Here is a 21,719-nt window from a genome sequence, read left to right as displayed (position 1 = left end):
ACGCCCGAAGCAAGCTTATAGGGACTGGCTCCAGTCATGGACCATCGAGCCTTCAAGGAACTTCTCGCAGTCCAGAGCGGCCTGGCAGCCGCTGCCCGCGGCGGTGACCGCCTGGCGATACTTCGTGTCCTGCACGTCGCCGCAAGCGAACACGCCCGGCACGTTCGTCTCGGTCGTGCCCGGCTTCACGACGATGTAGCCGTGATCGTCCGTGTCGACCTGCCCGCCGAGGAACTTCGTATTCGGCGTGTGGCCGATCGCGACGAAGATGCCGTCGGTCTCGATGAGCTCTTCCTGGCTCGTCTCGTTGTTGCGCACCTTGAGGCCGGTGACGCCGAGCGGGCCGGCGACGACCTCCAGCGGCGTGCGGTTGAGCGCGAAGCTGATCTTCTCGTTGTCGCGAGCGCGGTCCTGCATGATCTTGGAGGCTCGCATCTCGTCGCGGCGATGAACCAGGTCGACGCCGGTCGCGAAGCGCGTCAGGAAGTTCGCCTCCTCCATCGCGGAGTCGCCGCCGCCGACAACGACAATTTTCTTGCCGCGGAAGAAGAAGCCGTCGCAGGTCGCGCAGGTGCTGACGCCGCGGCCGACGTTTTCTTTTTCCCCCGGGATGCCCAGGTAGCGCGCGGACGCGCCGGTGGAGATGATGAGCGACTCGGCGACGAGCTCGCCCTGGCCCTCGACCTGGAGCTTGAACGGACGCTGCGAGAGGTCGACGCTGTTGACCCAGCCCGTGCGGAATTCGGCGCCGAACCGTTCCGCCTGCTTGCGCATGTTGGCCATGAGGTCAGGGCCAAGGATGCCGTCAGGGAAACCAGGGAAGTTCTCGACCTCGGTCGTCGTCGTCAGCTGTCCGCCCGGCTCCGGTCCCTCGATGACGAGCGGATTCAGGTTGGCGCGGGCAAGATAGATGGCGGCGGTGAGCCCGGAAGGTCCGGTACCGATAATGATGGATTTGTACACGATGAAACTCCTCCTTGTTGCCTGCTTGATTATAATTATTCTAATCCAAAGCGAGGCGATCCGTCAAAAGCGGCGGCGTATTCTTCATAAAACGTTCATCCGTTACTTTTCCCAATGGCCGCAAATCTCATCAATGCGCTTGGCATGCTTGCTCACGGTCGCCGCGGACGCGCCGTAGCGCTCCGCCACCTCCTGATAAGAAACCGTCCGGCGATGCTGCTTGGCGGTCAAATATTCAAGCGCGGCCGACCAGCTCTCCGGCTTGGCCATGCGCGGCACGTCCGGATACACCCGGACGAGGTAGTCGAGCCAGAGCTTCATCAGATCGTACTGCTGCAGCAGGCCGTACTCTTTCCCCATATGGCGGAAAGCGGTATCGAGCACGATCTGCCAGCTCGGCTCCCAATCCGGCAGCGGGCTGCCGTCCTCGAACGCCGTCTCGGCCACCGAGCCGAGCATCCGGCGGCGTCCCGACAAGACGGCGGGCACCGGCTCCTCGACACCGAGCTTGCGCAGGACGAACAGCGCGATGCGCTTCAGATCGTCCTCCTCGTCCGGCTCCAGCAGAAACGCCCGCAGCGCTTCCTGCACCTCTCCGTCGCCGATCGCGGCGAAGGCCTGGATGACCTGCAGCTTCGTCTTGCTGTCGCCGTGGCGCAGCGCCCAGAAAAACGAGGAGCGCACGAGCGGATTGCTGCTCATCCCTTCGGGCATCGCTTCCGGCGTCCGTTCCCATGTCTGGAACTGCTCCTCGAAGGGCAGGTGGTAATGGTAGCTCGCCGTCATCCGCTCTTCCTGCCCGCGCAGCATCGGCAGCTGCTCGAGGTAATACCGGGCCACATCGGACTCGGGATCGAGGCGCGCCGCCTGCTGCCAGAACCGCCGCGCCTCGTCCAGCCGACCGGAATGCACGGCCGCTACAGCCGCATAATGGTAGAGCGAAGCCTCATGCTCTCCCGATTCCCCCTTCAGCAGCCGGCGGAAATGGCGCAAGGCGCATTCATGCTCGCCGAGAATGCCCATCGTCGTCGCCAGCTTGAACATATGCTCCTGATGGAAGGGCACGGTCCGGCGCAGCCGATCGGTCAGCGGCTCCAGCCGCTCCCGATCGTCCGCATGCTGATAGAAGATCGCCAGGTTGCACAGGGCGTGAAGGTTGCCCTCCTCCTGCTCCAGCGCCTCCCGGATCGTCTCCATCGCGCGGTCGAGACGGCCCATATAATAGTAGGCCAAGGCGAGATTGTTGCGCGCCGCCATGAAATCCGGCGTCCGCTCCAAAATCGATTCCAGCAGCTTGGCCGCTTGGGCGAATCGGCCCTCTTCCAGCAGAGAGCGGGCGCGGTCATGCTCCGCCGTTCCCTGGCGAGCCTTGATCGTTACGGCCGGCGCCGGGCGCTTCAGCTCGTACTGAAGCAGCTCCATCATCTCCTCGGCGTCGTCGAGGTAATGCCCTTCCTCGTCCTCCTCGAGATAACGCAGCAGGGCGTGCTCGGCCTTGTCATACTGCTCCATGTTGGCGTAATTGTTGGCCATATAAAAGAAGCATTCCGTCATGGACGGATCCAGCGTCTCCAAAATCTCGATCAGGATCCGATTGGATTCCTCGTACTGGCCCGTCTCCGACAGGATTCCGGCCAGATTGCAATGGTTGACCGGATTGTCCGGCTCGTATTCCACGGCCTTGCGGAAATATTTCAGCGCCTTGTCGTAATGATAGCGGTCCATCGAGCGCACTGCGCGCTCGAAGAAGAACGTCGCGTCCCATTGGATCGGTATAATCTTCGCTGCCTGGTCCGCAGCCGCCCTGTTGTCCTCTTTCACCCGCCAAGGCACCTCCTCTGATTCCGTTAAAATCGAATGCACATGATTATACCATAACGTGTAACGCTTAACACGGTAGAAAATAAGGAACGAAAACGTCAAAAAACGGAAGGCCGCGAGTGGCCTTCCGTTCTTCGGAAGAGCAGGTTGGCCGGTCAGATGCCGGCATTTTTGAACAGGGTGCTGATCGAGCCGCCCTGCATGATGATCTTGGTGGCGTCCGCCAGCATCGGAGCGACGGAGAGCACCTTGAAGCGGTCCGAACGAATGTCCGGCAGCGCGATGGAGTCGGTCACGACGACTTCCTTGATGAGCGGATGGTCCAGCTTCTGCAAGGCGTTGCCCGAGAACAGCGGATGCGTCGCGCAGACGTAGACGTCTTCGGCGCCGCGCTCCTTCAGTCCTTCGACAACGTTGACGATCGTCGTGCCGGTGTCGATCAGATCCTCGATGATGATCGGGGTCTGGCCCTCGACGTCGCCGATGACGTGGGTGATGACGGACTCGTTGTGGGCCGGGCGTTTCTTGATCATGATAGCGAAAGGCGAATCCAGGTAGTTGGCCAGCTTCTCCGCCGTGGAAGCTCGTCCGGCATCAGGGGAAACGACAACGGGATTCTTGATGTTTTTGCTCTTGAGATGATCGCTGATGAGGTCCAGCGCCGTCAGATGGTCCACCGGGATGTTGAAGAAGCCTTGGATAGCCGGAGCGTGAAGGTCGATCGTGATGATGCGGGTCGCCCCGACGGTCGTCAGAATGTCCGCCAGCATCTTGGCCGAGATCGGTTCGCGCGGCGCGGATTTGCGTTCCTGGCGCGCATAGCCGTAGTACGGCATGATGATGTTGATCGTCTTGGCCGACGCGCGCTTGGCGGCATCGATCATGACGAGCAGCTCCACGAGGTTCTCGTTGATCGGATGGGAGAACGACTGCACCAGGAATACGTGGCAGTTCCGGATCGTCTCCTCATAGTGGCAGTAGACTTCTCCGCTCTTGAACCGGGAGATCGTGATCGCCCCAAGCGGCAGCCCCAGCTCCGCGCTGATCTTCCTCGCCAGCTCCGGGTTCGAGGAACCCGAAAAAATTCGCAACTTGTCGCTAAACATGATACCCTCCTGAGCGTTCCAACCAAAAATTTGACATCATCCTGCTAAAGCTCTGCGTGTTCGACACATCTATTATACATCCTGAGCCGCAGATTTCAAAAAGGAATCGGGAAGCGCTTGCGCTCCTTGAACGTGAGCAGCTGCGTGTAGCCGGCCTGGCGCAGCGCCTCGCGCGCTTCGGGCAGGTACTGCTCGAGCCGCTCCGGCTGGTGGCAGTCGGAGCCGATCGTGACCGGGATGCCGAGCTCATGCGCGCGCCTCAGCATGCGCGGTCCCGGGAACATCTCCGCGCACGGCATGCGCAGCCCGGAGGCGTTGAGCTCGATCGCCATGCCGGCGTCCGCGACCGCTTGCAGCGCGGCATCCTCCAGATGCGCCACGTCCTGCTCCGGCGCGTAGCCGAAGCGCTTGATGACGTCGATATGACCGATGTAGTCGTAAAAGCCGGTGCGCGCCGCCTTGATGACGGCGTCGTAGTACTGCTCGTATACCTGCAGCCGGTCGCGGCCTTCCCAGCCAGCCGTCTGCCGGAAGTCGGTGATGTCCCATGTCCCGAGGAAATGGACCGATCCGATGACGTAATCCCACGGATACGCTTCGATGATCGCTCGGATCTGCTCCTCGCAGCCCTCGATGTAGTCGCCCTCGAGTCCGAGGCGGATGTCGATCTGGCCGCAGTATTTCTCCCGCAGCTCGAGCACCTCCTCGACGTAGCGGGGAAGCTCCTCCATCGGCATGGCCATCTCGGGGAAATAGTCCTCCGGCCTGACATGCAGCAGCGGCATGTGGTCGGACAGGCCGATCTGCGCGAGGCCGCTGCGGATGCCTTGGCGCACATAGTCCTCCAGCGTGCCGACGGCATGGCCGCAGCGCTCGTGATGGGTATGGTAGTCGATGCGGATCGTCATGGATGGGCTCCTTTCGCCGCTAGGCGCTTCTCGCTATGGGATAGCTCGCTGCTCAGCGCTCTCGTTCCGGCATCTCCCGGAACTCGCTACCTATTCATCCTGTTCGTCGTCGGCTGGCCGTGGCGCTCGCGAAGCACGGCCATGACGTCGTCCAGCGGCAAGCCGCGCTCGCGAAGCAGCACCATGAGGTGGAACAGCAGGTCGCCCGCCTCCGCGCGAAGCTCCTCGTTGTCGCCGTTCTTGGCGGCGACGACGACCTCGATGCTCTCCTCGCCGAACTTCTTGAGGATCTTGTCGAGCCCCTTTTCGAACAGGTACGTCGTATACGCGCCGTCCGGCCGCTCCGCGTACCGCTGGGCGATTGTGCCCTCCAGCTCGCCGAGCATCGCGAAGCGGTCGCCGGTCGCCGCTTCCGCTGCCGCCTCTCCGCCCGCGACCGGCAGCGGGTTGTGGAAGCAGCTGTACGCGCCGGTATGGCAGGCCGGTCCCTGCTGCTCGACGCGCACGAGCAGCGTGTCGCCGTCGCAGTCGTAGCGGATCGAGCGGATGCGCTGCGTATGTCCGCTCGTCGCGCCTTTATGCCACAGCTCCTGGCGGGAGCGGCTCCAGTACCACGTCTCGCCGCTCTCCAGCGAGAGGCGCAGCGATTCCTCGCTCATGTAGGCGAGCATGAGCACTTCCTTGGTGAGCGCGTCCTGCACGACGGCCGGCACGAGCCCGGCCGCGTCGTACCTGATGCGGCTCAGGTCGAGCTCGAGCTCGAGCCCGAGCTCGAGCTCGCCTGACGCCTGAAGATCCTTGCTCATCGCACCGCCACTCCTTCCCGCCGCAGCTCGTCCTTGACCTCGGCGATCGTCATTTCCTTGTAGTGGAAAATCGTCGCCGCCAGTCCCGCGTCCGCGCCTGCTTCCCGGAATACCTCGCCGAAATGCTCCTTGCGTCCCGCGCCGCCCGAGGCGATGACCGGAATGCCGACCGACTGCGACACCGCGCGCGTCAGCGCGAGGTCGAAGCCGTCCTTGGTGCCGTCCGCGTCCATGCTCGTCAGCAGCAGCTCGCCGGCGCCGAGCTCCTCGGCGCGGCGCACCCACTCCAGCGCCCGCTGCCCCGTCGGCTTGCGTCCGCCATGCGTGTAGACCTCCCACTCGCCCCATTCCGGGTTGAAGCGGGCGTCCACCGCGACGACGATGCACTGCGAGCCGAAGCGGCGCGCGCCGTCCGAGATGAGCTGCGGATTCAGCACCGCCGCCGTGTTGATGCCGATCTTGTCCGCGCCCGCGCGCAGGATGCGCTTCATGTCGTCGGTCTGCGAGATGCCGCCGCCGACCGTGAACGGGATCGTGATCTCGCCCGCCGTGCGGCGCACGACCTCGATCATCGTCGCCCGCCCTTCGACCGAGGCGGAGATGTCGAGGAACACGAGCTCGTCGGCCCCCTCGCGGTCATAGAGCGAGGCGAGCTCGACCGGATCGCCGGCGTCCCGCAGATTGACGAAATTGACGCCTTTGACGACGCGTCCGTCCTTCACGTCCAGGCAAGGGATGATTCGTTTAGCCAGCATAGGCTCGACCTTCTTTCGCTAGATTCCCTGACGCCGGCCTTGCGGCTCCAGCTCCCGCACCGCTTCCGCGAGCGAGATCGCGCCGGTGTACAGCGCCTTGCCGACGATCGCGCCGCGGATGCCTTCTCCCGCATGCTCGACCAGCGTGCGCAGATCCTCGATCCGGCTGACGCCGCCCGATGCGATGACGTCCGCTCCCGAATACGCGGCCAGCGAGCGGATCGCCTCCACGTTCGGCCCCTGCATCATGCCGTCGCGGGAAATGTCGGTGAAGATGAACGTCTCCGCGCCTTTGGCCGCCAGCTCCCGGGCCAGCTCCTCGGCCTTGACCTCGCTCGTCTCCAGCCAGCCGCGCGTCGCCACATACCCGTCCTTGGCGTCGATGCCGATCGCCACGCGGCCGCCATGCCGCGCCAGCACGCGCTCGACGAACGCGCGGTCCTCGATCGCCGCCGTGCCGAGGATGACGCGCGAGACGCCGAGCGACAGCAGGCGCTCGACGTCCTCCTCCGTGCGCAGGCCGCCGCCGAGCTGCACCGGCACGGACACCGAGCGCGCGATCTCGCCGATCAGCTCGGCGTTCACGGGATGGCCGGCCTTGGCGCCGTCGAGATCGACGAGATGGATCCAGGACGCGCCTTGCGCCTCCCAGTCGCGGGCCGCCTGCACCGGACTGTCGTTGTAGACGGTCTCCTGGGCGTAGTCGCCCTGCACGAGCCGGACCGCCTTGCCGCCGCGGATGTCGATCGCGGGATAGATCGTGAATGTGGTCATGTCTTTTCCTCCAAGCGGGCCTCTCGCCCTATCGGTTGTCGCTTGCCGCCGGCGCGCCGGCCAGCCTTAGGAAGTTGCGCAGCAGGCTCATGCCGAGCTCGCCGCTCTTCTCGGGGTGGAACTGCATCCCCGTCACGTTGCCGCGGCCGACGATCGCCGTCACCGGCTGATGATAGTCCGTCACCGCGATCAGATCCGACGGCTCCGCCGGCAGCGCGTGGTAGGAATGCACGAAGTACACATGCCCCTCCTCCAGCCCCTCCAGCAGCGGGCTCTCCTGCCGGAACTGCAGCCGGTTCCAGCCCATGTGCGGAATCTTGTACTCGCCCCGGAAGCGCACGACGCGGCCCGGCAGCAGCCCCAGTCCTTGATGCGGACCGTGCTCCTCGCCCTCGTCGAACAGCAGCTGCATGCCGAGGCAGATGCCGAGCAGCGGCTTGCCGGATGCGGCGAACGCGCGCGTCGCCTCGTCCATGCCGGTCTCGCGCAGGAATGCCATCGCGTCGCCGAACGCGCCGACGCCGGGCAGGATCGCCCCGTCCGCGCTCAGAATCTCCGCCAGGTCCGACGTCACAAGCGCCTCGCAGCCGAGCCGCTCCACCGCCTTGCTGACGCTGTGCAGATTGCCGAGCCCGTAGTCGATGACCGCGATCGCGCTCATGCTAGAGCACTCCCTTGGTCGACGGCACGCCCTGCACGCGAGGGTCGATCGAGGTCGCCTCGTCGAGCGCGCGACCGAGCGCCTTGAACACCGCTTCGATCATGTGATGCGTATTTTTGCCGTAGTGCACGATGACATGCAGCGTGAAGCGCCCCTCGAGCGCCAGCTTCCAGAGGAACTCGTGGACGAGCTCCGTGGAGAAGCTGCCGACCTGCTGGGACGGATACTCGGCCCGATATTCGAAATGCGGCCGGTTGCTCAGGTCGATGACGACCTGCGCGAGCGCCTCGTCCATCGGCACGAACACGCTGGCGTACCGCTTGATGCCGCGCTTGTCGCCGAGCGCCTCCGCCAGCGTCTGGCCGAGGCAGATGCCGATGTCCTCCACCGTATGGTGGTCGTCGATGTCCACGTCGCCGCGGGCGTCGACCTTGAGGTCGAACTGGCCGTGCTTCGTGAACAGGTCCAGCATATGGTTCAGGAACGGCACATCCGTCTCGATCTCCGATACGCCCGTGCCGTCCACGGCGAACGCCAGCTTGATGTCCGTCTCGTTCGTCTTGCGCGCCACCTCGGCGCGGCGGAGCTCCCGCCCGTTGTCCCCAGTCGCCATCTCTATGCCCTCTTTCCTTCTGTCGATTGAAGTCCGGCCGCGCCTGCGGCCGCTTCCTTGTCCAGCCGCGCCCCGATCGCGCGGGCATGGCCCTCCAGCCCCTCGTGGCGGGCGAGCGTCATGATCTGCGCTCCGTCCCGCAGCAGCGCCTCGCGGCTGTACGAGATGAGGCTCGACTTCTTGATGAAGTCGTCCACGTTCACCGGCGAGCTGAAGCGCGCCGTGCCGTTGGTCGGGATGATGTGGTTCGGACCGGCGAAGTAGTCGCCGACCGGCTCCGAGCTGTACGGCCCGAGGAAAATCGCGCCGGCGTTCTCGATCGAGCCGAGCAGCCCCATCGGATCGTCCGTCATGATCTCCAAATGCTCCGGCGCCAGCCGGTTGACGACGTCGACGCCCGCCTGCAGCGAGTCGACAAGCAACGCGGCGCCGTGCCGGTCGATCGACTCGCGCGCGATCGCCGCCCGCGGCAGCAGCGGGAGCTGGCGCTCCACCTCGGCCGCGACCGCTTCGGCCAGCGCGGCCGAAGGCGTGATCAACAGGCTCGACGCCATCTCGTCATGCTCCGCCTGCGACAGCAGGTCCGCCGCCACATAAGCCGGATCGGCCGTCTCGTCGGCCAGCACCGCGATCTCGCTCGGCCCGGCCAGGCTGTCGATGTCGACCGCCCCGTAGACGGCGCGCTTGGCCAGCGCCACATAGATGTTGCCCGGTCCCGTAATCTTGTCGACCGGCGGGATCGTCTCCGTGCCGTAGGCCAGCGCCGCCACCGCCTGCGCGCCGCCGATGCGGTACATCTCCTTGACGCCGGCCTCGGCCGCCGCGACGAGGATGTACGGGTCGATGCCCGGCTTGCCCCCGGTCGCCGGCGGCGTGACCATGACGATCTCCGGCACGCCCGCCACCTGGGCGGGGATGACGTTCATCAGCACCGACGACGGATACGCCGCCTTGCCTCCCGGCACGTAGACCCCGACGCGCTTCAGCGGCCGGATCACCTGCCCGAGCATCGTGCCGTCCGGCTGCACGTCCATCCACGACTGGCGCTTCTGCCGCTCGTGATAGGCGCGGATGTTGGCCGCCGCCTGGCGCAGCGCCTCCAGAAAGTCCGGCTCGACCTGGCTGTACGCCGCCTGGATCTCCGCCTCGCCGACGCGCAGCTGCGCCGCGCTCAGCCGCACGCCGTCGAAGCGCTCCGTCAGCTCCAGCAGCGCCTCGTCCCCGCGCGTCCGCAGCGCCTCGACCGTCTGCCGCACTGACTCGTTCTGCTCCGGCGTGCCGTATTCGACCTCCCGGCTCAGCTTGAACTGCTCCGCTCGCATGATCCGCATCGTCCGTCTCCCCTTTCCTTCCTCGACTCTAGACCCGCGCCGACAGCGTCGCCTGCAGCCGGTCGCACAGCGACTGGATGCGGTCGTTCTTCATCCGGTAGCTGACGCGGTTGGCGATCAGGCGGCTCGTCACGCCGAACATCGGCTCCATCTCCACGAGCCCGTTGTCGCGCAGCGTCTGTCCGGTCTCGACCATGTCGACGATCCGGTCGGCGAGGCCGATCAGCGGCGCCAGCTCGATCGAGCCGTTCAGCTTGATGACCTCCACCTGCTGGCCGCGCTCGCGGAAGTACTGCGAAGCGACGTTCGGATACTTGGTCGCCACGCGCGGGTTCATGACCGGCTTCCAGTCCGGCAGTCCGATGACCGACATGCGGCACGGCGCGATGCCGAGGTCGAGCAGCTCGTAGACGTCCTTGTTTTCCTCCATCAGCACGTCCTTGCCGACGACTCCGATATCCGCCACGCCGTACTCCACATAGGTCGGCACGTCGACCGGCTTGGCCATGATGAACTCCATCCGCGCGTCCGGCACCTCGATGATCAGCTTGCGCGTATCCTCCAGGTCCTCCTGGATCAGCAAGCCCGCCTCGCGGAAGAGGCGGGACGCCTGCTTGTAGATGCGGCCCTTGGGCATCGCCACCTTGAGAATGTCCTTCGTCGGCTCTCCGCTCATCGTCCCGCCCCCTCTCCTGCCTCTTCATCGTTGAAAAAAGGAACAAAAACCCCGTAGGTCTGCCCGCCATAACGGACCGACTCTCCATCCGGCAGCCGCCGCGCCTTGCGCTCCAGCCGCTCTCCTGCGGCTGCGCCGGCTGCTCGCGCCTGCGCGCCATGGGCCACGCCTGGCGCCTCCAGCAGCGCCGTCACGACGACGGCGCCCTCGCCGCGCAGGCGGCCCGCCTCGGCCAGCGCCCGCTCGCGCGAGGCGGCGTCGTAGCCGATCAGAATGCGCCGCTGCGGCTCGCTCTCCTCTCCGACCAGCTCGAGCACGCGCGTCGTCTTGATCGCGAAGCCCGTCGCCGGCGCGGGCCGGCCGAACTGCTGCAGCAGATTGTCGTACCGTCCGCCCGCCACGACCGGGAACCCGAGATCCGAAGCATAGCCCTCGAACGTCATGCCCGTATAATAGGAGAAGTCGCCGATCATCGTCAGATCGATCAGCACATGCTCGCTCACGCCGTACGCCTCCAGCGCGTCCCACACTCCGCACAGATGGCCGATCGCGCTGCGCGCCGTCTCGTTGGCGCTCAGCTCCAGCGCCTGCTCGCATGCCGCGCGTCCGCCGCGCAGGCGCAGCAGCCCTTCGAGCTCCCGGCGCACGCTCTCGGAGAGGCCGAGCCGGCGCAGCTCGTCGCGATAGCCGACATGGTCGCGATTCAGCAGATAGTCCTTGAGCCGGCCCTGATCGCTCTCCCGGCCCGGCAGCAGCTCCTCCAGCAGCCCGTTGAGGAAGCCGACATGGCCGACCGCCATCCGGAACCGCTGCACGCCCGCCGCCTGCAGCGAGGCGATCGCCAGCGCGATCACCTCCGCATCGGCCTCGGCGGAAGCGTCTCCGACCAGCTCCACGCCCGTCTGGAAAAACTCCGCGTCCCGCCCCGCCTCGTTCTCGAACGCGCGAAAGACGCTCGCATGGTACGACAGCCGCAGCGGGAACTCGTGCTCCCGCAGCAAGGAGGAGACGACGCGCGCGATCGGCGCCGTCATGTCCGAGCGCAGCACGAGCGTCGTGCCGCGGTTGTTGAGCAGCTTGAACAGCCGCTGATCCGACGTCGAGCTCGCGACGCCGACCGTATCGTAATACTCCAGCGTCGGCGTCATGATCTGCTCGTAGCCCCAGCCGGCCATGCAGTTGAGCACGCTGCGCTCGATCTGGCGCAGCTTCGACACGGCCAGCGGCAAGTAGTCCTTGACGCCGACCGGCTTTTCAAACACCTTCGGTTTCGACATGATCCAATCTCCTATAAAGACGCGCATCACTTTAACGCGTTAATGTACTACCATGTTACCATACTGCCAAAGTAAAGGTATGGGTTATACTATCACGAACGCTCCGCATCCGTCAACCTGCGTTAAGCCGCCTCCGTCCGGCGGTTGCCGGCAGAGGCGGCTCGTGCCGACTTCCGCTCCTTCTTGCTACATCGGGTCTCGCCGCATCCGCGATCGCAGCCGCAGCTCTACGGCCAGCTCCCACGCGCTGCGCAGCCACAGGGCGCCGAGCAGCAGGCAGACGAGCGGCAGCAGCAGCAGCATATAGATCAAGCTCGGCCGCTCGTACCGGACATGGCCGAGCCGCTCCTCCGCATGCTTCATGAGCGCGATCTGCAGCGCCGGATCATTGTCGGCTCCGCCGGCGTTGAGCCGGTAGCCGTTGTGCTGGCCGGGACCGTTGAGTCCCGGCTTGACGGTCAGCGTCACGTCGATCCCTTCCTTGCGGCACGCGCGCAGCAGCGGCTGGGAGAAGGCCCCGTAAGGAAAAGCCAGCACGTCGTTGCGGACGCCGAGCTTCTCGCGCAGCACCGCATTGGCCTGGCGCACATCGCTTGCGATCCTGCGCTCGTACTCGCGCTCGGTCTCCCGTCTTCCCAGCCTCGGGACGAAAACGCGGCCGGCCAGCAGCGCGGTCTGTCCGCCGCCCAGCGCCGCCTCCGGCGCGTAAGCGTGGGAGTTGAAGGAATGGCTGTAGAACTCCATTCCGCCCCGCTTCATCTCCCGCACCTGCTCCCAGCTCAGCTTGGCGACGCCGTCGCGCCTCGCATCGCCGATCGTGCTCGCGATCAGGAAGTTCGTCGCCGTGACGCCATGCTTGAGCAGCAGCGGATACGCATAGCGGTAGAACGACTCGTAGCCGTCGTCGAACGTCAGCAGCACGGCATTGTCGGGCACCGGCCCTTTGCGGCGGATGAAGCGCTTGTATTCGTCCATCGAGATGACATGAAAGTTGTTCGCCCGGAGCAGCGTCAGCTGCCGGTCCAGCTTGTCCAGCGCGAGCGCCTTGTCGTCGGCCGGAGCGGGCGCGACATCGTGGATCATCAGCACGAGCACCTTGTTCCGATAGTAGCGGCCGTCCGGCGTATCCGGCTCCGACTTCAATCCTTGATACAAGACGGGCTCGCCTTGCGGCCCGAGCAGCTTTCCGAGCATCGGAATTCTGTCTTTATACGAAAAGGCCGCTCCCGCCAAGCCCGTGGCGAGAACAGCGGCGGCAAGCAGCGCGGTCAGCAGCGCGAAGCGGCCGGTCCGATCCATATTGATTGTCCTCCTCTTGCCTCAGCGAATCCATCTCCCTGACGATCCGCTTTCGCAAAAGGTTTCTCCCTGGTTGAAACGATTCCCTTATACATCCCTTTTATTCCGTTCGATCGGACGCGCCGGGTTGCCCCCGACGAACGCTCCTGCAGGCACGTCCCGGTGCACGACCGAACCGGCTGCGACGACCGCTCCGTCCCCGATCGTTACGCCCGGCAGGATCGTCGTGTTGGCTCCGATCATGACGTCGTTGCCGATGACGACATCGCCGAGCCGGTATTCCCGGATGAGGTATTCATGCGTCAGGATTGTCGTGTTGTAGCCGATGATGCAGTTGTCTCCGACGGTGATCCGCTCCGGGAAAAAGACATCGACCATGACCATGAGCGCGAACGAAGTCGTCCGCCCGACCTTCATGCCGAGCACGTTCCGGTAGATCCAGTTCTTGACCGGAAGCGACGGACAGTATCGGGAAACCTGGATCGCCGCGAAATTGCGCACGGCCTTGAAGCGGCTGACGGTCCGATACACCTGCCACAGCGCGTTCGGCCCCTCGGTCGGATATCGCTCCACCCGCCTCACGCGGGGCTCGGCTCCAGTCCGACCAGCGCATACAGGTCCCTCATATCCTGCAGCACATGCTGCGCCCCGTATTCGCGGAGCAGCTGCTCGCCCTTGAGCGACCAGGCGACGCCGATCGGCACCGCGCCGGCTTCAATGGCGGACTGCATGTCGACCGCGCTGTCGCCGACCATGAACGTCGCGGCCGGATCCGCGCCGAGCTGCTCCATCGCCAGCCGTACCGGCTCCGGATCCGGCTTCGGCCGCGTCACGTCATCCATCGTGACGATGGCGTCCATCAGGTCGAACAGCCCCGTCAGCTTGAGGCCCTTGTCGGTCGTCAGGCGGATCTTCGTCGTGACGACGCCGAGCTGGAAGCCCTCTTGCTTGAGGCGTTGCAGCACCTCGAGCGTATGGGGGAACGGCTTCACGAGATCATCGTGCAGCCGCAGGTTCATTTCGCGGTAGATCGGGATCAGATGCGAGGCATCGGCCAGTCCGGAAAAGAAGTTCATCTGGTCGAGCAGCGGCAGTCCCATATGCGGAATCATCTGCTCCCGCCCGAAGCCTTCCGGCGCGACGCCTTGCAGCGCGTGCAGGAAGCTGCGGATGATAAGCTCGTTCGTATCCAGGATCGTGCCGTCGAGGTCAAACAGTAGGGTTTTGATTTTGCGGGTCATCTTGATTCTCCTTGCCTTTGGCAGAGACGGCAGGCGCCGTCTCGGATTCCGCTCCGGCCGGCAGGCCGGTCTTGCGGTTGAGGATCGGGTCGCTGTAGCGCTCCGAGGACCAGCCCGCCTTGCGCCGCACCGCGATCAGGATCGCGCAGGCGAGCACGGTCAGCACCGCGATCAGCTGCGAGCTGCGGACGTTTCCGTAGTTCGGGTCGAGGAATCCGGCCTGGAACATCGCCGTCATCGGCGACCAGAGCGCATCCATCAGCGAGGCGAGCCAAGCCGGTCCCTGGAACGCCAGGCTGTCCGTGCGCAGCCCCTCGACGAAGAAGCGGCCGATCGAATACCAGATCAGATAGGTGAAGAACATCTCGCCGGCGCGCACCCATGGACGGCGGCGCAGCACGAAGATCAGCACGATGCCGAGCACGTTCCACAGCGACTCGTACAGGAACGTCGGATGATGGAACAGGCCGTCCTTCTCGACATACATCTGGTTTACGATCCAGTCCGGCAGATGCAGCTCTCCGGTGAGGAAGCGCTTGGTCACCGGCCCGCCGTAGGCTTCCTGATTGACGAAGTTGCCCCAGCGCCCGATGATCTGCCCGATCAGCAGCGACGGCGCGCAAATGTCGGCGATTCTCCAGAAGCTGTAGCCTTTGACGCGGCAGTAGATGACCGCGCTGATGACGGCGCCGATCAGCGCGCCGTAGATGGCGATGCCGCCGTTCCAGATGGCGAGGATCTCGCCGGGGTGCTCGCGATAGTAGTCCCACTTGAACAGGACGAAGTACGCCCTCGCCGCGAGGATCGCCGACGGCACTCCGAGCAGCAGGATGTCCATGAAGAAATCGGAGGAAAGCCCGAAGCGCTTGCCCTCCCGGATGGCCAGCACCAGGCCGGCGAGCGCGCCGAGCCCGAGAATGATGCCGTACCAATGGACCGTGATCGGTCCCAGCTTGAAAGCGATAGGGTCAATGAGCAGGCTGATAGGCGTCATCCAGACAGACCTCTTTCCGTTCTATTATTCGTAATCGTCCATATCGTCGGCGATCGTCTCGGTCAGCTTGTTCGTGAACTGCAGCGCCGCGTTGTAGCCCATGCGCTTGAGCCGGTAGTTCATCGCCGCCACCTCGATGATGACCGCCAGGTTGCGTCCCGGCCGGACCGGCACGGTGACGAGCGGCACGTCGGTCTCGATGATGCGCGTCGTCTCCTCGTCCAGTCCGAGCCGGTCGTACTGCTTGTCCGGCTGCCAGTTCTCGAGGCGGATGACGACGCTGATGCGCTTGTTGTTGCGGATCGCCCCTGCCCCGAACAGCGTCATCACGTTGATGATGCCGAGGCCGCGGATTTCCAGCAGATGGCGGATCAGCTCCGGCGCGGTGCCGTGCAGCTGGCCGTCCGACGTCTGGCGGATCTCCACCGCGTCGTCCGCGACGAGCCGATGGCCGCGCTTGACGAGCTCGAGCGCCGTCTCGCTCTTGCCGATGCCGCTGCCCCCGGTGATGAGGATGCCCATCCCGTAGACGTCGACGAGCACGCCGTGGATCGTCGTCGTCGGCGCGAGGCGGCGCTCCAGGAAGTTCGTCAGCCGGCTCGAGAAGATCGTCGTCGAAATCTGGCTGCGCAGCACCGGAATCTGCTTCTCCGTCGCCTGCTCCAGCAGCTCCGTCGGAGGCTCCAGCCCGCGCGTCAGCAAGATGCATGGCGTCTCGTCATGGCAGAGCCGCTCCAGCCGCTCGCGCCGCTCCTCGCTGCCCAGCGTCTCGATGAAGGCAAGCTCGGTCTTGCCGAGCAGTTGAACGCGCTCTTTCGGGTAATAATGAAAATAGCCGGCCATTTCAAGAGCGGGCCGGTACAGATCATCCGTCGTGATGAAGCGCTTCAGTCCGTCCTCGCCGGCCAGGATTTCCAGCTGGAACGGCTGGATCAATTCAGATACCTTTACTTTTTTAGGCATGGAAGCCTCCCTGTATCGATTCCTTCTGCAAGACTTATGTAGGAATAGTGGTGGTTCATTGCTCCTTGGCTGTTAGTTCCATCCTAATGGAAATCCGCTTTCGGCGCAACGTAGCGGCCCATGCGGCTTTTCCTGATTTCGGAAGGATTCCCGATCCTCGCCGGAGAAACCTTTTGGAAGCGCTTGTCGTCCATCTTTTCAAGCGGATCGTCCGGACCGTCCATTCCTTGTCCCTGCGGAGGTGCTGCCCCATGAGATCAAAACGAAAGTCGCCGTCCCGCTTGCGGCCGGGACGTCTTGCCGCTTGCCTGCTGCTTTCCGCTGCGGCGACGCTTCCCTTGGCCTACGCGTCATCCCGGCCGTCGGACTCGCCCGACGCGCTGACGGCAGCCGTCACCGCCCTCGCGCCGGCATCCGCCGCCGTCGCCGCCTTTACGGCTCCTGCCAAGCCCGCGCTGCCGTCCGCTGCCGGCGCTGCCTCTGCTTCGTCCGCCGAATCGATTCCCGCTCCCGTCGCCGATACGTCCGCTCCCGCTTCCTACGCCAATTCGGTTTCGCCCGCCGTTCCCGCGCATGTCTGGCCTCGCATCTCCGGCCTGTCCGAGCCGCAGCGAAAGCAGCTCGCGGATCAGGTGCTGCGGATGGCCCCGGAGGAAAAGATCGGACAGCTGCTCGTCGCCGGCATCGACGGCAGCGCGCCGGATCAAGCCGTCGCCCGCCTCATCGAGCAGCGCCAGGCCGGGGGCTTCATCCTGTTCCGGCGCAATATGGAGACGATCTCGAGCACCGTGTCGCTGCTCAACGAGCTCAAGAAGATCAATCGTCAGGCCGGCGGGCAGCCGCTGTTCCTCGGCGTCGATGAGGAGGGCGGCCGCGTGACCCGCTTTCCCGCTTCCATGACCCGCTTGCCGGCAAGCGGAGCAGTCGGTCAAAGCGGCGACGTCGACTATGCTCGGGCGGTAGGCAAGCAGCTGGCCGAGCGGGTAAAGGCGTTCGGCTTCAACGTCAACTTCGCTCCCGTGCTGGACGTGAACAGCAATCCCGACAATCCGGTCATCGGCGACCGCTCGTTCGGCGGCAGCCCCGAGTTGGTCGCCAAGCTAGGCATCGCCGAGCTGAAAGCCCATCAGGAGGCAGGCATCCTCGGCGTCGTCAAGCATTTCCCGGGACATGGCGATACAGCCGTCGACTCGCATAAGCAGCTTCCTGTCTTGACCCATGATTTGAGCCGCCTGACCAAAATAGAGCTGGCGCCGTTCGAAGCCGCCATCGAGAAGGGGACGGACGCCGTCATGGTTGCCCATATTCTGCTGCCCAAGCTCGATCCCGACTGGCCGGCGTCTCTATCCAGCTCGATCATCGGCGGCTTGCTGCGCGGCAAGCTTGAATTCGACGGCCTCGTCGTCAGCGACGACATGACGATGGGCGCGATCACGGACAACTATGATCTCGGCGATGCCGCGGTGCGGTTCGTCGCTGCAGGCGGAGATCTCGTGCTCGTCTGCCACGATCCGCAGCAGGCGAAGCTCGTCTTCGCCGCTTTGCAAAAAGCCGTCCAGGACGGGACGGTTTCGACCCGAAGGCTGAACGACAGCGTATACCGCATCCTCGCGCTGAAGCTTCGTTACAAGCTCGATGATGCGCCAACCGCCGTCCCTTCGCTGAAACGGCTGAACGGGCAGGTCGAAGCGGCTCTCGCGCCGTTCGGCACGGCTCCCTGAAGCCCGGCGCGGGCCCATCCCATCCCGCATCGACAGCAGCTCCAAGCGTAAAAAAAAAGGCGATCCCGGATGGGATCGCCTTTGTCGTTCGTTGAATTAGTTCTCGAACAGGTTCAGCTCGGTCGCTTTGTCGAAGATGTGGACTTTGTTCATGTCCAGCGCCAGCTTGACCGTCGTGCCGTCGCGCATGCCGGAGCGTCCGTCTACGCGAGCGATGACCGTATCGTTGCCGATGCCGTTCAGGTACAGGTACATCTCATGGCCCAGGTTCTCGGCAACTTCGATGTTCGCCGTAACGATGCTGTTCGGGGATGCTTCCAGGAATACCGGCTCTTCATGCAGGTCTTCCGGACGCACGCCGAGAACAACCTCTTTGCCGGAGAAGCCCTTGTCGCGGAGCGCTTGAGCTTTGCCTTCCGGCAGGACGACGTCCACGCCTGGAGCTTTGAAGCGCAGGGCGCCGGCGACTTCGTTCAGCGTGCCCGTGATGAAGTTCATGGCAGGAGCGCCGATGAAGCCAGCGACGAAGATGTTCACCGGATGGTTGTACAGCTCCTCCGGAGTTGCGTTTTGCTGGATGATGCCGTCCTTCATGACGACGATGCGGTCGCCCATCGTCATGGCCTCGATCTGGTCATGGGTTACGTAGATCGTGGTCGTTTCCAGACGCTTCGTCAGCTTGCTGATCTCAGCGCGCATCTGGCCGCGCAGCTTGGCGTCAAGGTTGGAGAGCGGTTCGTCCATCAGGAACACTTGCGGTTCGCGGACGATGGCGCGGCCCAGGGCGACACGCTGGCGTTGACCGCCGGAGAGCGCCTTCGGCTTGCGATCGAGCAGATGCTCGATGTCGAGAATTTTCGCGGCTTCGCGCACGCGCTTATCGATATCCGCTTTTTTGAACTTGCGCAGCTTCAGGCCGAAGGCCATGTTCTGGTACACGTTCATGTGCGGGTACAGGGCATAGGATTGGAATACCATCGCGATGTCGCGGTCTTTCGGAGCGACGTCGTTCACGAGGCGGTCGCCGATGAACAGCTTGCCCTCGGAGATTTCTTCAAGGCCAGCGATCATACGAAGAGTCGTGGATTTGCCGCAGCCGGACGGACCGACCAGAACGAGGAATTCCTTGTCCTTGATGTCGAGGTTGATGTCCTTGACCGATGCGTTGTCGGATCCAGGGTATTTCTTGTAAACATGCTCTAAACGTACGCCTGCCATGTTCGTTTTCCCCCTATGTGAGTGATGGTGAGTTCCTGCTGTTCCTCTTGTAGATCCATCTTAACCGAAAATGTAAGCGTGTGACTATGCACAACTCCTACAAAAAAATCAGGGTCTTTTCGTAACTTTATACAATAGCAGAATGACCTTGACCATGACTGCGTCCCGGAACAGCCTCACATCGAGCCCGGTCTCCTGCTTGAGCTTGTCCAGCCGGTACAGAAGCGTATTCCGGTGAATGTACAGCTTTTTTGCCGTCTCGCTCACGTTGCAGTCGAGCGAAAAGAACGTCTCCAGCGTCGTCATGATTTCCGGCTCCACATAGTAGTCGGAGCGGCTGAACGCCTGCTCCACGAACCGCGCGCGGTCTCCTTCGGGGATCGCGCTGAGCAGCCGCTCGAGGTGGAGCTCCCAGGGCAGGTGCACGCTCGACCCGATCTGGAAGCGGCGTCCGAGCTGCACCGTTTCCCGCAGCAGGGCGGTCGTCTCGACGATCGACTTGGACGGCTGGATCGGAAAAGCGATTGCGATATGGCATTCGCCGAGCCACTCGCTTGCCAGCATGTCATGCAGGCCAAGTCCGATCGAGCGCAGGCTCTCCTCTTCCGATTCCTCCTCTTCCCCCGAATCCAGCAAAGAGTCGCTCAAAGGCGCAGTCGGGCTCAGGATAAGCCACTCGTTGCGCTGCAGCGGCAGCAGGATGATCTCTTCCTCGAAGAAGGAGCGCAGCAGCTTCTCCAGCTCGGCGTACGGCTCGTCGACGAGTCCGTGATATTCTCGGATGAGCAGGAAAGGAATCATGTCGGCATACAGCCGGCCGCCCATCGTGAGCGCCTCCGGCAGCATCTCCGCTTGCGGCCTCTCCAGCTGCTCCATGATCCAGGCTCCGAGAGACGCCGCCTGCTTCTCGACTCCGGTCGGCGCCGCAGGCGCGGCTTTGCCGGCCTTCATCGCTCCCAGCATCCAGCCGATCAGGCGCAGCTCGGTATGGCCGAGCGGCCTCGCTCGCCGGATCTCCAGCACGTCCGCCCGTTGCGCGTCTGCTGTCCCTTGCACCGCTACCGCGCCACCCGGCAGCTGCCGGAACAGCTCCGGGTCTTCGTCCGCCAGCGTCTCCAGCTCCTGCCACTGCCCCGGCTTATAGGCGCGAAGCTGCAGATCCGCGTCCAGGATATGCCTCAGTTCTTCCAGCCAGTCTGCCGATGCCATGTGTCATCTCCTGTTCCTGTCTTTGGATGAGCTATGACCCAAGTGTACCATGAAGCAGAGCGCCTCTTCCAACGCGCATCGCCAGCCGCTTGCGGGAGAACGACAAAAAAAGCCCAGACAAGGTCTGGGCTTGGATCGATAAAACTGGTGAGCCATGAAGGACTCGAACCTTCGACACCCTGATTAAAAGTCAGGTGCTCTACCAACTGAGCTAATGGCTCTTGAAGATGAAGTGGTGGAGGGCGATGGATTCGAACCACCGAACTCGTCAGAGAACAGATTTACAGTCTGCTGCGTTTGGCCACTTCGCTAGCCCTCCACATTTGCTCTAAGATGCGCCATTGAAGCTCACTTAGAAAACCAATGGTGGCTCGGGACGGAATCGAACCGCCGACACAAGGATTTTCAGTCCTTTGCTCTACCAACTGAGCTACCGAGCCGTATACGATTGAAAAAATGGCGGAGCTGACGGGATTCGAACCCGCGGTCTCCTGCGTGACAGGCAGGCATGTTAGGCCTCTACACCACAGCTCCAGGCGATAATGGTGGAAGCTGAGGGGATCGAACCCCCGACCCTCTGCTTGTAAGGCAGATGCTCTCCCAGCTGAGCTAAGCTTCCGTATAAGTGGTAGCGGCAGAGGGGATCGAACCCCCGACCTCACGGGTATGAACCGTACGCTCTAGCCAGCTGAGCTATGCCGCCACATGTGTCAGGTCAGGCATCGCCAAATGCCTGCACAACTTGTCCTGCTCTCCGGCACTAGTCCGTGAAGCAAAACGAGCTTGCGCCCTGAAAACTGGATCGAACGAAATGCCGTGCTGACCGGCTGTTCTTGCTTGAATAGGATAAGCCCTCGACCGATTAGTACTCGTCAGCTGCACACGTTGCCGCGCTTCCACCTCGAGCCTATCGACCTGGTCGTCTTCCAGGGGTCTTACATACTGGGAAATCTCATCTTGAGGGGGGCTTCGCGCTTAGATGCTTTCAGCGCTTATCCCGTCCGTACGTAGCTACCCAGCGGTGCTCCTGGCGGAACAACTGGTACACCAGCGGTACGTCCATCCCGGTCCTCTCGTACTAAGGACAGCTCCTCTCAAATTTCCTACGCCCACGACAGATAGGGACCGAACTGTCTCACGACGTTCTGAACCCAGCTCGCGTACCGCTTTAATGGGCGAACAGCCCAACCCTTGGGACCTACTTCAGCCCCAGGATGCGATGAGCCGACATCGAGGTGCCAAACCTCCCCGTCGATGTGGACTCTTGGGGGAGATAAGCCTGTTATCCCCAGGGTAGCTTTTATCCGTTGAGCGATGGCCCTTCCATTCGGTACCACCGGATCACTAAGCCCGACTTTCGTCCCTGCTCGACTTGTTGGTCTC

General features: G+C 63.6%; 20 protein-coding genes, 6 tRNA genes and 1 rRNA gene (1 of these 27 cut by a window edge). 1 reads left to right on the top strand and 26 read right to left on the bottom strand.

Features of this window, described 5'->3' with window-relative positions; translation table 11 throughout:
• Positions 1–15 precede the first annotated feature (15 nt).
• From trxB to hprK, 17 genes are all read right to left on the bottom strand, one after another.
• On the bottom strand, positions 16–963 hold the full coding sequence (gene trxB / locus NYE40_RS01450) for a thioredoxin-disulfide reductase (RefSeq protein ID WP_028599289.1): 948 nt from the start codon (positions 961–963) through the stop codon (positions 16–18).
• 102 nt (positions 964–1,065) lie between these two features.
• Positions 1,066–2,784 (bottom strand): tetratricopeptide repeat protein, encoded by a 1,719-nt coding sequence (locus NYE40_RS01445; protein WP_339279207.1) that lies wholly within the window; start codon positions 2,782–2,784, stop codon positions 1,066–1,068.
• 155 nt (positions 2,785–2,939) lie between these two features.
• Complete coding sequence (locus tag NYE40_RS01440; RefSeq protein ID WP_028599288.1) at positions 2,940–3,890, bottom strand: ribose-phosphate pyrophosphokinase; 951 nt, start codon at positions 3,888–3,890, stop codon at positions 2,940–2,942.
• Positions 3,891–3,985: 95 nt separating this feature from the next.
• Complete coding sequence (gene hisJ / locus NYE40_RS01435; protein ID WP_153784632.1) at positions 3,986–4,792, bottom strand: histidinol-phosphatase HisJ; 807 nt, start codon at positions 4,790–4,792, stop codon at positions 3,986–3,988.
• A 92-nt stretch (positions 4,793–4,884) separates the two neighbouring features.
• Entirely contained in the window at positions 4,885–5,604 is a 720-nt protein-coding gene (gene hisIE / locus NYE40_RS01430; RefSeq protein ID WP_339279206.1) for a bifunctional phosphoribosyl-AMP cyclohydrolase/phosphoribosyl-ATP diphosphatase HisIE, read from the bottom strand.
• Complete coding sequence (hisF, locus tag NYE40_RS01425; RefSeq protein ID WP_339279205.1) at positions 5,601–6,359, bottom strand: imidazole glycerol phosphate synthase subunit HisF; 759 nt, start codon at positions 6,357–6,359, stop codon at positions 5,601–5,603. Before hisF ends, hisIE begins: the two co-directional genes overlap by 4 nt.
• A gap of 18 nt (positions 6,360–6,377) precedes the next feature.
• Entirely contained in the window at positions 6,378–7,133 is a 756-nt protein-coding gene (hisA, locus tag NYE40_RS01420) for a 1-(5-phosphoribosyl)-5-[(5-phosphoribosylamino)methylideneamino]imidazole-4-carboxamide isomerase (RefSeq protein WP_028599284.1), read from the bottom strand.
• Positions 7,134–7,161: 28 nt separating this feature from the next.
• A complete protein-coding gene (gene hisH / locus NYE40_RS01415) occupies positions 7,162–7,794 on the bottom strand; it encodes an imidazole glycerol phosphate synthase subunit HisH (RefSeq protein ID WP_153782580.1) in 633 nt (210 codons plus the stop codon).
• A gap of 1 nt (position 7,795) precedes the next feature.
• Positions 7,796–8,407 (bottom strand): imidazoleglycerol-phosphate dehydratase HisB, encoded by a 612-nt coding sequence (hisB, locus tag NYE40_RS01410; RefSeq protein WP_101808362.1) that lies wholly within the window; start codon positions 8,405–8,407, stop codon positions 7,796–7,798.
• A 2-nt stretch (positions 8,408–8,409) separates the two neighbouring features.
• Positions 8,410–9,738 (bottom strand): histidinol dehydrogenase, encoded by a 1,329-nt coding sequence (gene hisD, locus NYE40_RS01405; RefSeq protein ID WP_101808361.1) that lies wholly within the window; start codon positions 9,736–9,738, stop codon positions 8,410–8,412.
• 28 nt (positions 9,739–9,766) lie between these two features.
• Entirely contained in the window at positions 9,767–10,414 is a 648-nt protein-coding gene (hisG, locus tag NYE40_RS01400; RefSeq protein WP_101808360.1) for an ATP phosphoribosyltransferase, read from the bottom strand.
• The gene (locus tag NYE40_RS01395; protein ID WP_101808359.1) at positions 10,411–11,691 is read right to left on the bottom strand and encodes an ATP phosphoribosyltransferase regulatory subunit; all 1,281 of its coding nucleotides are present in this window, start codon (positions 11,689–11,691) and stop codon (positions 10,411–10,413) included. The genes hisG and NYE40_RS01395 overlap by 4 nt, the downstream gene beginning before the upstream one ends.
• 186 nt (positions 11,692–11,877) lie before the next feature.
• Positions 11,878–12,990 carry a polysaccharide deacetylase family protein gene (locus tag NYE40_RS01390; RefSeq protein WP_101808358.1) on the bottom strand — a complete coding sequence of 371 codons (1,113 nt, stop codon included), beginning with the start codon at positions 12,988–12,990 and terminating at the stop codon, positions 11,878–11,880.
• Between the two features lie 87 nt (positions 12,991–13,077).
• Positions 13,078–13,572 carry an acyltransferase gene (locus NYE40_RS01385; protein WP_028599279.1) on the bottom strand — a complete coding sequence of 165 codons (495 nt, stop codon included), beginning with the start codon at positions 13,570–13,572 and terminating at the stop codon, positions 13,078–13,080.
• Complete coding sequence (ppaX, locus tag NYE40_RS01380; protein WP_101808357.1) at positions 13,569–14,231, bottom strand: pyrophosphatase PpaX; 663 nt, start codon at positions 14,229–14,231, stop codon at positions 13,569–13,571. Before ppaX ends, NYE40_RS01385 begins: the two co-directional genes overlap by 4 nt.
• Positions 14,200–15,225 carry a prolipoprotein diacylglyceryl transferase gene (gene lgt / locus NYE40_RS01375; protein ID WP_052333327.1) on the bottom strand — a complete coding sequence of 342 codons (1,026 nt, stop codon included), beginning with the start codon at positions 15,223–15,225 and terminating at the stop codon, positions 14,200–14,202. Before lgt ends, ppaX begins: the two co-directional genes overlap by 32 nt.
• 24 nt (positions 15,226–15,249) lie before the next feature.
• Complete coding sequence (gene hprK, locus NYE40_RS01370; RefSeq protein WP_028599277.1) at positions 15,250–16,188, bottom strand: HPr(Ser) kinase/phosphatase; 939 nt, start codon at positions 16,186–16,188, stop codon at positions 15,250–15,252.
• Between the two features lie 251 nt (positions 16,189–16,439).
• Here hprK and nagZ point away from each other — a divergent pair, with 251 nt between their 5' ends.
• On the top strand, positions 16,440–17,909 hold the full coding sequence (nagZ, locus tag NYE40_RS01365) for a beta-N-acetylhexosaminidase (protein ID WP_339279204.1): 1,470 nt from the start codon (positions 16,440–16,442) through the stop codon (positions 17,907–17,909).
• Positions 17,910–18,005: 96 nt separating this feature from the next.
• On the opposite strand, the gene ugpC is transcribed toward nagZ, so the two are convergent.
• The 9 genes from ugpC to NYE40_RS01320 all read right to left on the bottom strand — a co-directional run.
• A complete protein-coding gene (gene ugpC, locus NYE40_RS01360; protein WP_028599276.1) occupies positions 18,006–19,127 on the bottom strand; it encodes a sn-glycerol-3-phosphate ABC transporter ATP-binding protein UgpC in 1,122 nt (373 codons plus the stop codon).
• Between the two features lie 108 nt (positions 19,128–19,235).
• Complete coding sequence (locus NYE40_RS01355; RefSeq protein ID WP_339279203.1) at positions 19,236–20,336, bottom strand: helix-turn-helix domain-containing protein; 1,101 nt, start codon at positions 20,334–20,336, stop codon at positions 19,236–19,238.
• Positions 20,337–20,481: 145 nt separating this feature from the next.
• Positions 20,482–20,557 (bottom strand) — tRNA-Lys (locus NYE40_RS01350).
• A gap of 12 nt (positions 20,558–20,569) precedes the next feature.
• Positions 20,570–20,655: transfer RNA gene (locus tag NYE40_RS01345), tRNA-Tyr, on the bottom strand.
• Between the two features lie 45 nt (positions 20,656–20,700).
• A tRNA-Phe gene (locus tag NYE40_RS01340) sits at positions 20,701–20,776 on the bottom strand.
• Positions 20,777–20,793: 17 nt separating this feature from the next.
• Positions 20,794–20,870: transfer RNA gene (locus NYE40_RS01335), tRNA-Asp, on the bottom strand.
• 9 nt (positions 20,871–20,879) lie between these two features.
• A tRNA-Val gene (locus NYE40_RS01330) sits at positions 20,880–20,955 on the bottom strand.
• Positions 20,956–20,962: 7 nt separating this feature from the next.
• Positions 20,963–21,039, bottom strand: a tRNA-Met gene (locus NYE40_RS01325).
• A gap of 139 nt (positions 21,040–21,178) precedes the next feature.
• Positions 21,179–21,719: ribosomal RNA gene (locus NYE40_RS01320) — 23S ribosomal RNA — on the bottom strand; it runs 2,401 nt beyond the window's last position.

The sequence above is a fragment of the Paenibacillus sp. FSL W8-1187 genome, assembly GCF_037965485.1.
In the GTDB taxonomy this organism is placed as follows: Bacteria; Bacillota; Bacilli; order Paenibacillales; family Paenibacillaceae; genus Paenibacillus_O; species Paenibacillus_O pasadenensis.
Note: the sequence above shows the minus strand (reverse complement) of the source record. Positions and strands in the feature narration are given on the sequence as shown.

Bases quoted from the DNA above. Each gene is read 5' to 3' on its own strand.
- NYE40_RS01440 (WP_028599288.1), bottom strand. From the start codon at position 3,890: ATGTTTAGCGACAAGTTGCGAATTTTTTCGGGTTCCTCGAACCCGGAG.
- hisIE (WP_339279206.1), bottom strand. From the start codon at position 5,604: ATGAGCAAGGATCTTCAGGCGTCAGGCGAGCTCGAGCTCGGGCTCGAG.
- hisF (WP_339279205.1), bottom strand. From the start codon at position 6,359: ATGCTGGCTAAACGAATCATCCCTTGCCTGGACGTGAAGGACGGACGC.
- hisA (WP_028599284.1), bottom strand. From the start codon at position 7,133: ATGACCACATTCACGATCTATCCCGCGATCGACATCCGCGGCGGCAAG.
- hisH (WP_153782580.1), bottom strand. From the start codon at position 7,794: ATGAGCGCGATCGCGGTCATCGACTACGGGCTCGGCAATCTGCACAGC.
- hisB (WP_101808362.1), bottom strand. From the start codon at position 8,407: ATGGCGACTGGGGACAACGGGCGGGAGCTCCGCCGCGCCGAGGTGGCG.
- hisD (WP_101808361.1), bottom strand. From the start codon at position 9,738: ATGCGGATCATGCGAGCGGAGCAGTTCAAGCTGAGCCGGGAGGTCGAA.
- hisG (WP_101808360.1), bottom strand. From the start codon at position 10,414: ATGAGCGGAGAGCCGACGAAGGACATTCTCAAGGTGGCGATGCCCAAG.
- NYE40_RS01395 (WP_101808359.1), bottom strand. From the start codon at position 11,691: ATGTCGAAACCGAAGGTGTTTGAAAAGCCGGTCGGCGTCAAGGACTAC.
- NYE40_RS01390 (WP_101808358.1), bottom strand. From the start codon at position 12,990: ATGGATCGGACCGGCCGCTTCGCGCTGCTGACCGCGCTGCTTGCCGCC.
- ppaX (WP_101808357.1), bottom strand. From the start codon at position 14,231: ATGACCCGCAAAATCAAAACCCTACTGTTTGACCTCGACGGCACGATC.
- lgt (WP_052333327.1), bottom strand. From the start codon at position 15,225: ATGACGCCTATCAGCCTGCTCATTGACCCTATCGCTTTCAAGCTGGGA.
- hprK (WP_028599277.1), bottom strand. From the start codon at position 16,188: ATGCCTAAAAAAGTAAAGGTATCTGAATTGATCCAGCCGTTCCAGCTG.
- nagZ (WP_339279204.1), top strand. From the start codon at position 16,440: ATGAGATCAAAACGAAAGTCGCCGTCCCGCTTGCGGCCGGGACGTCTT.
- ugpC (WP_028599276.1), bottom strand. From the start codon at position 19,127: ATGGCAGGCGTACGTTTAGAGCATGTTTACAAGAAATACCCTGGATCC.
- NYE40_RS01355 (WP_339279203.1), bottom strand. From the start codon at position 20,336: ATGGCATCGGCAGACTGGCTGGAAGAACTGAGGCATATCCTGGACGCG.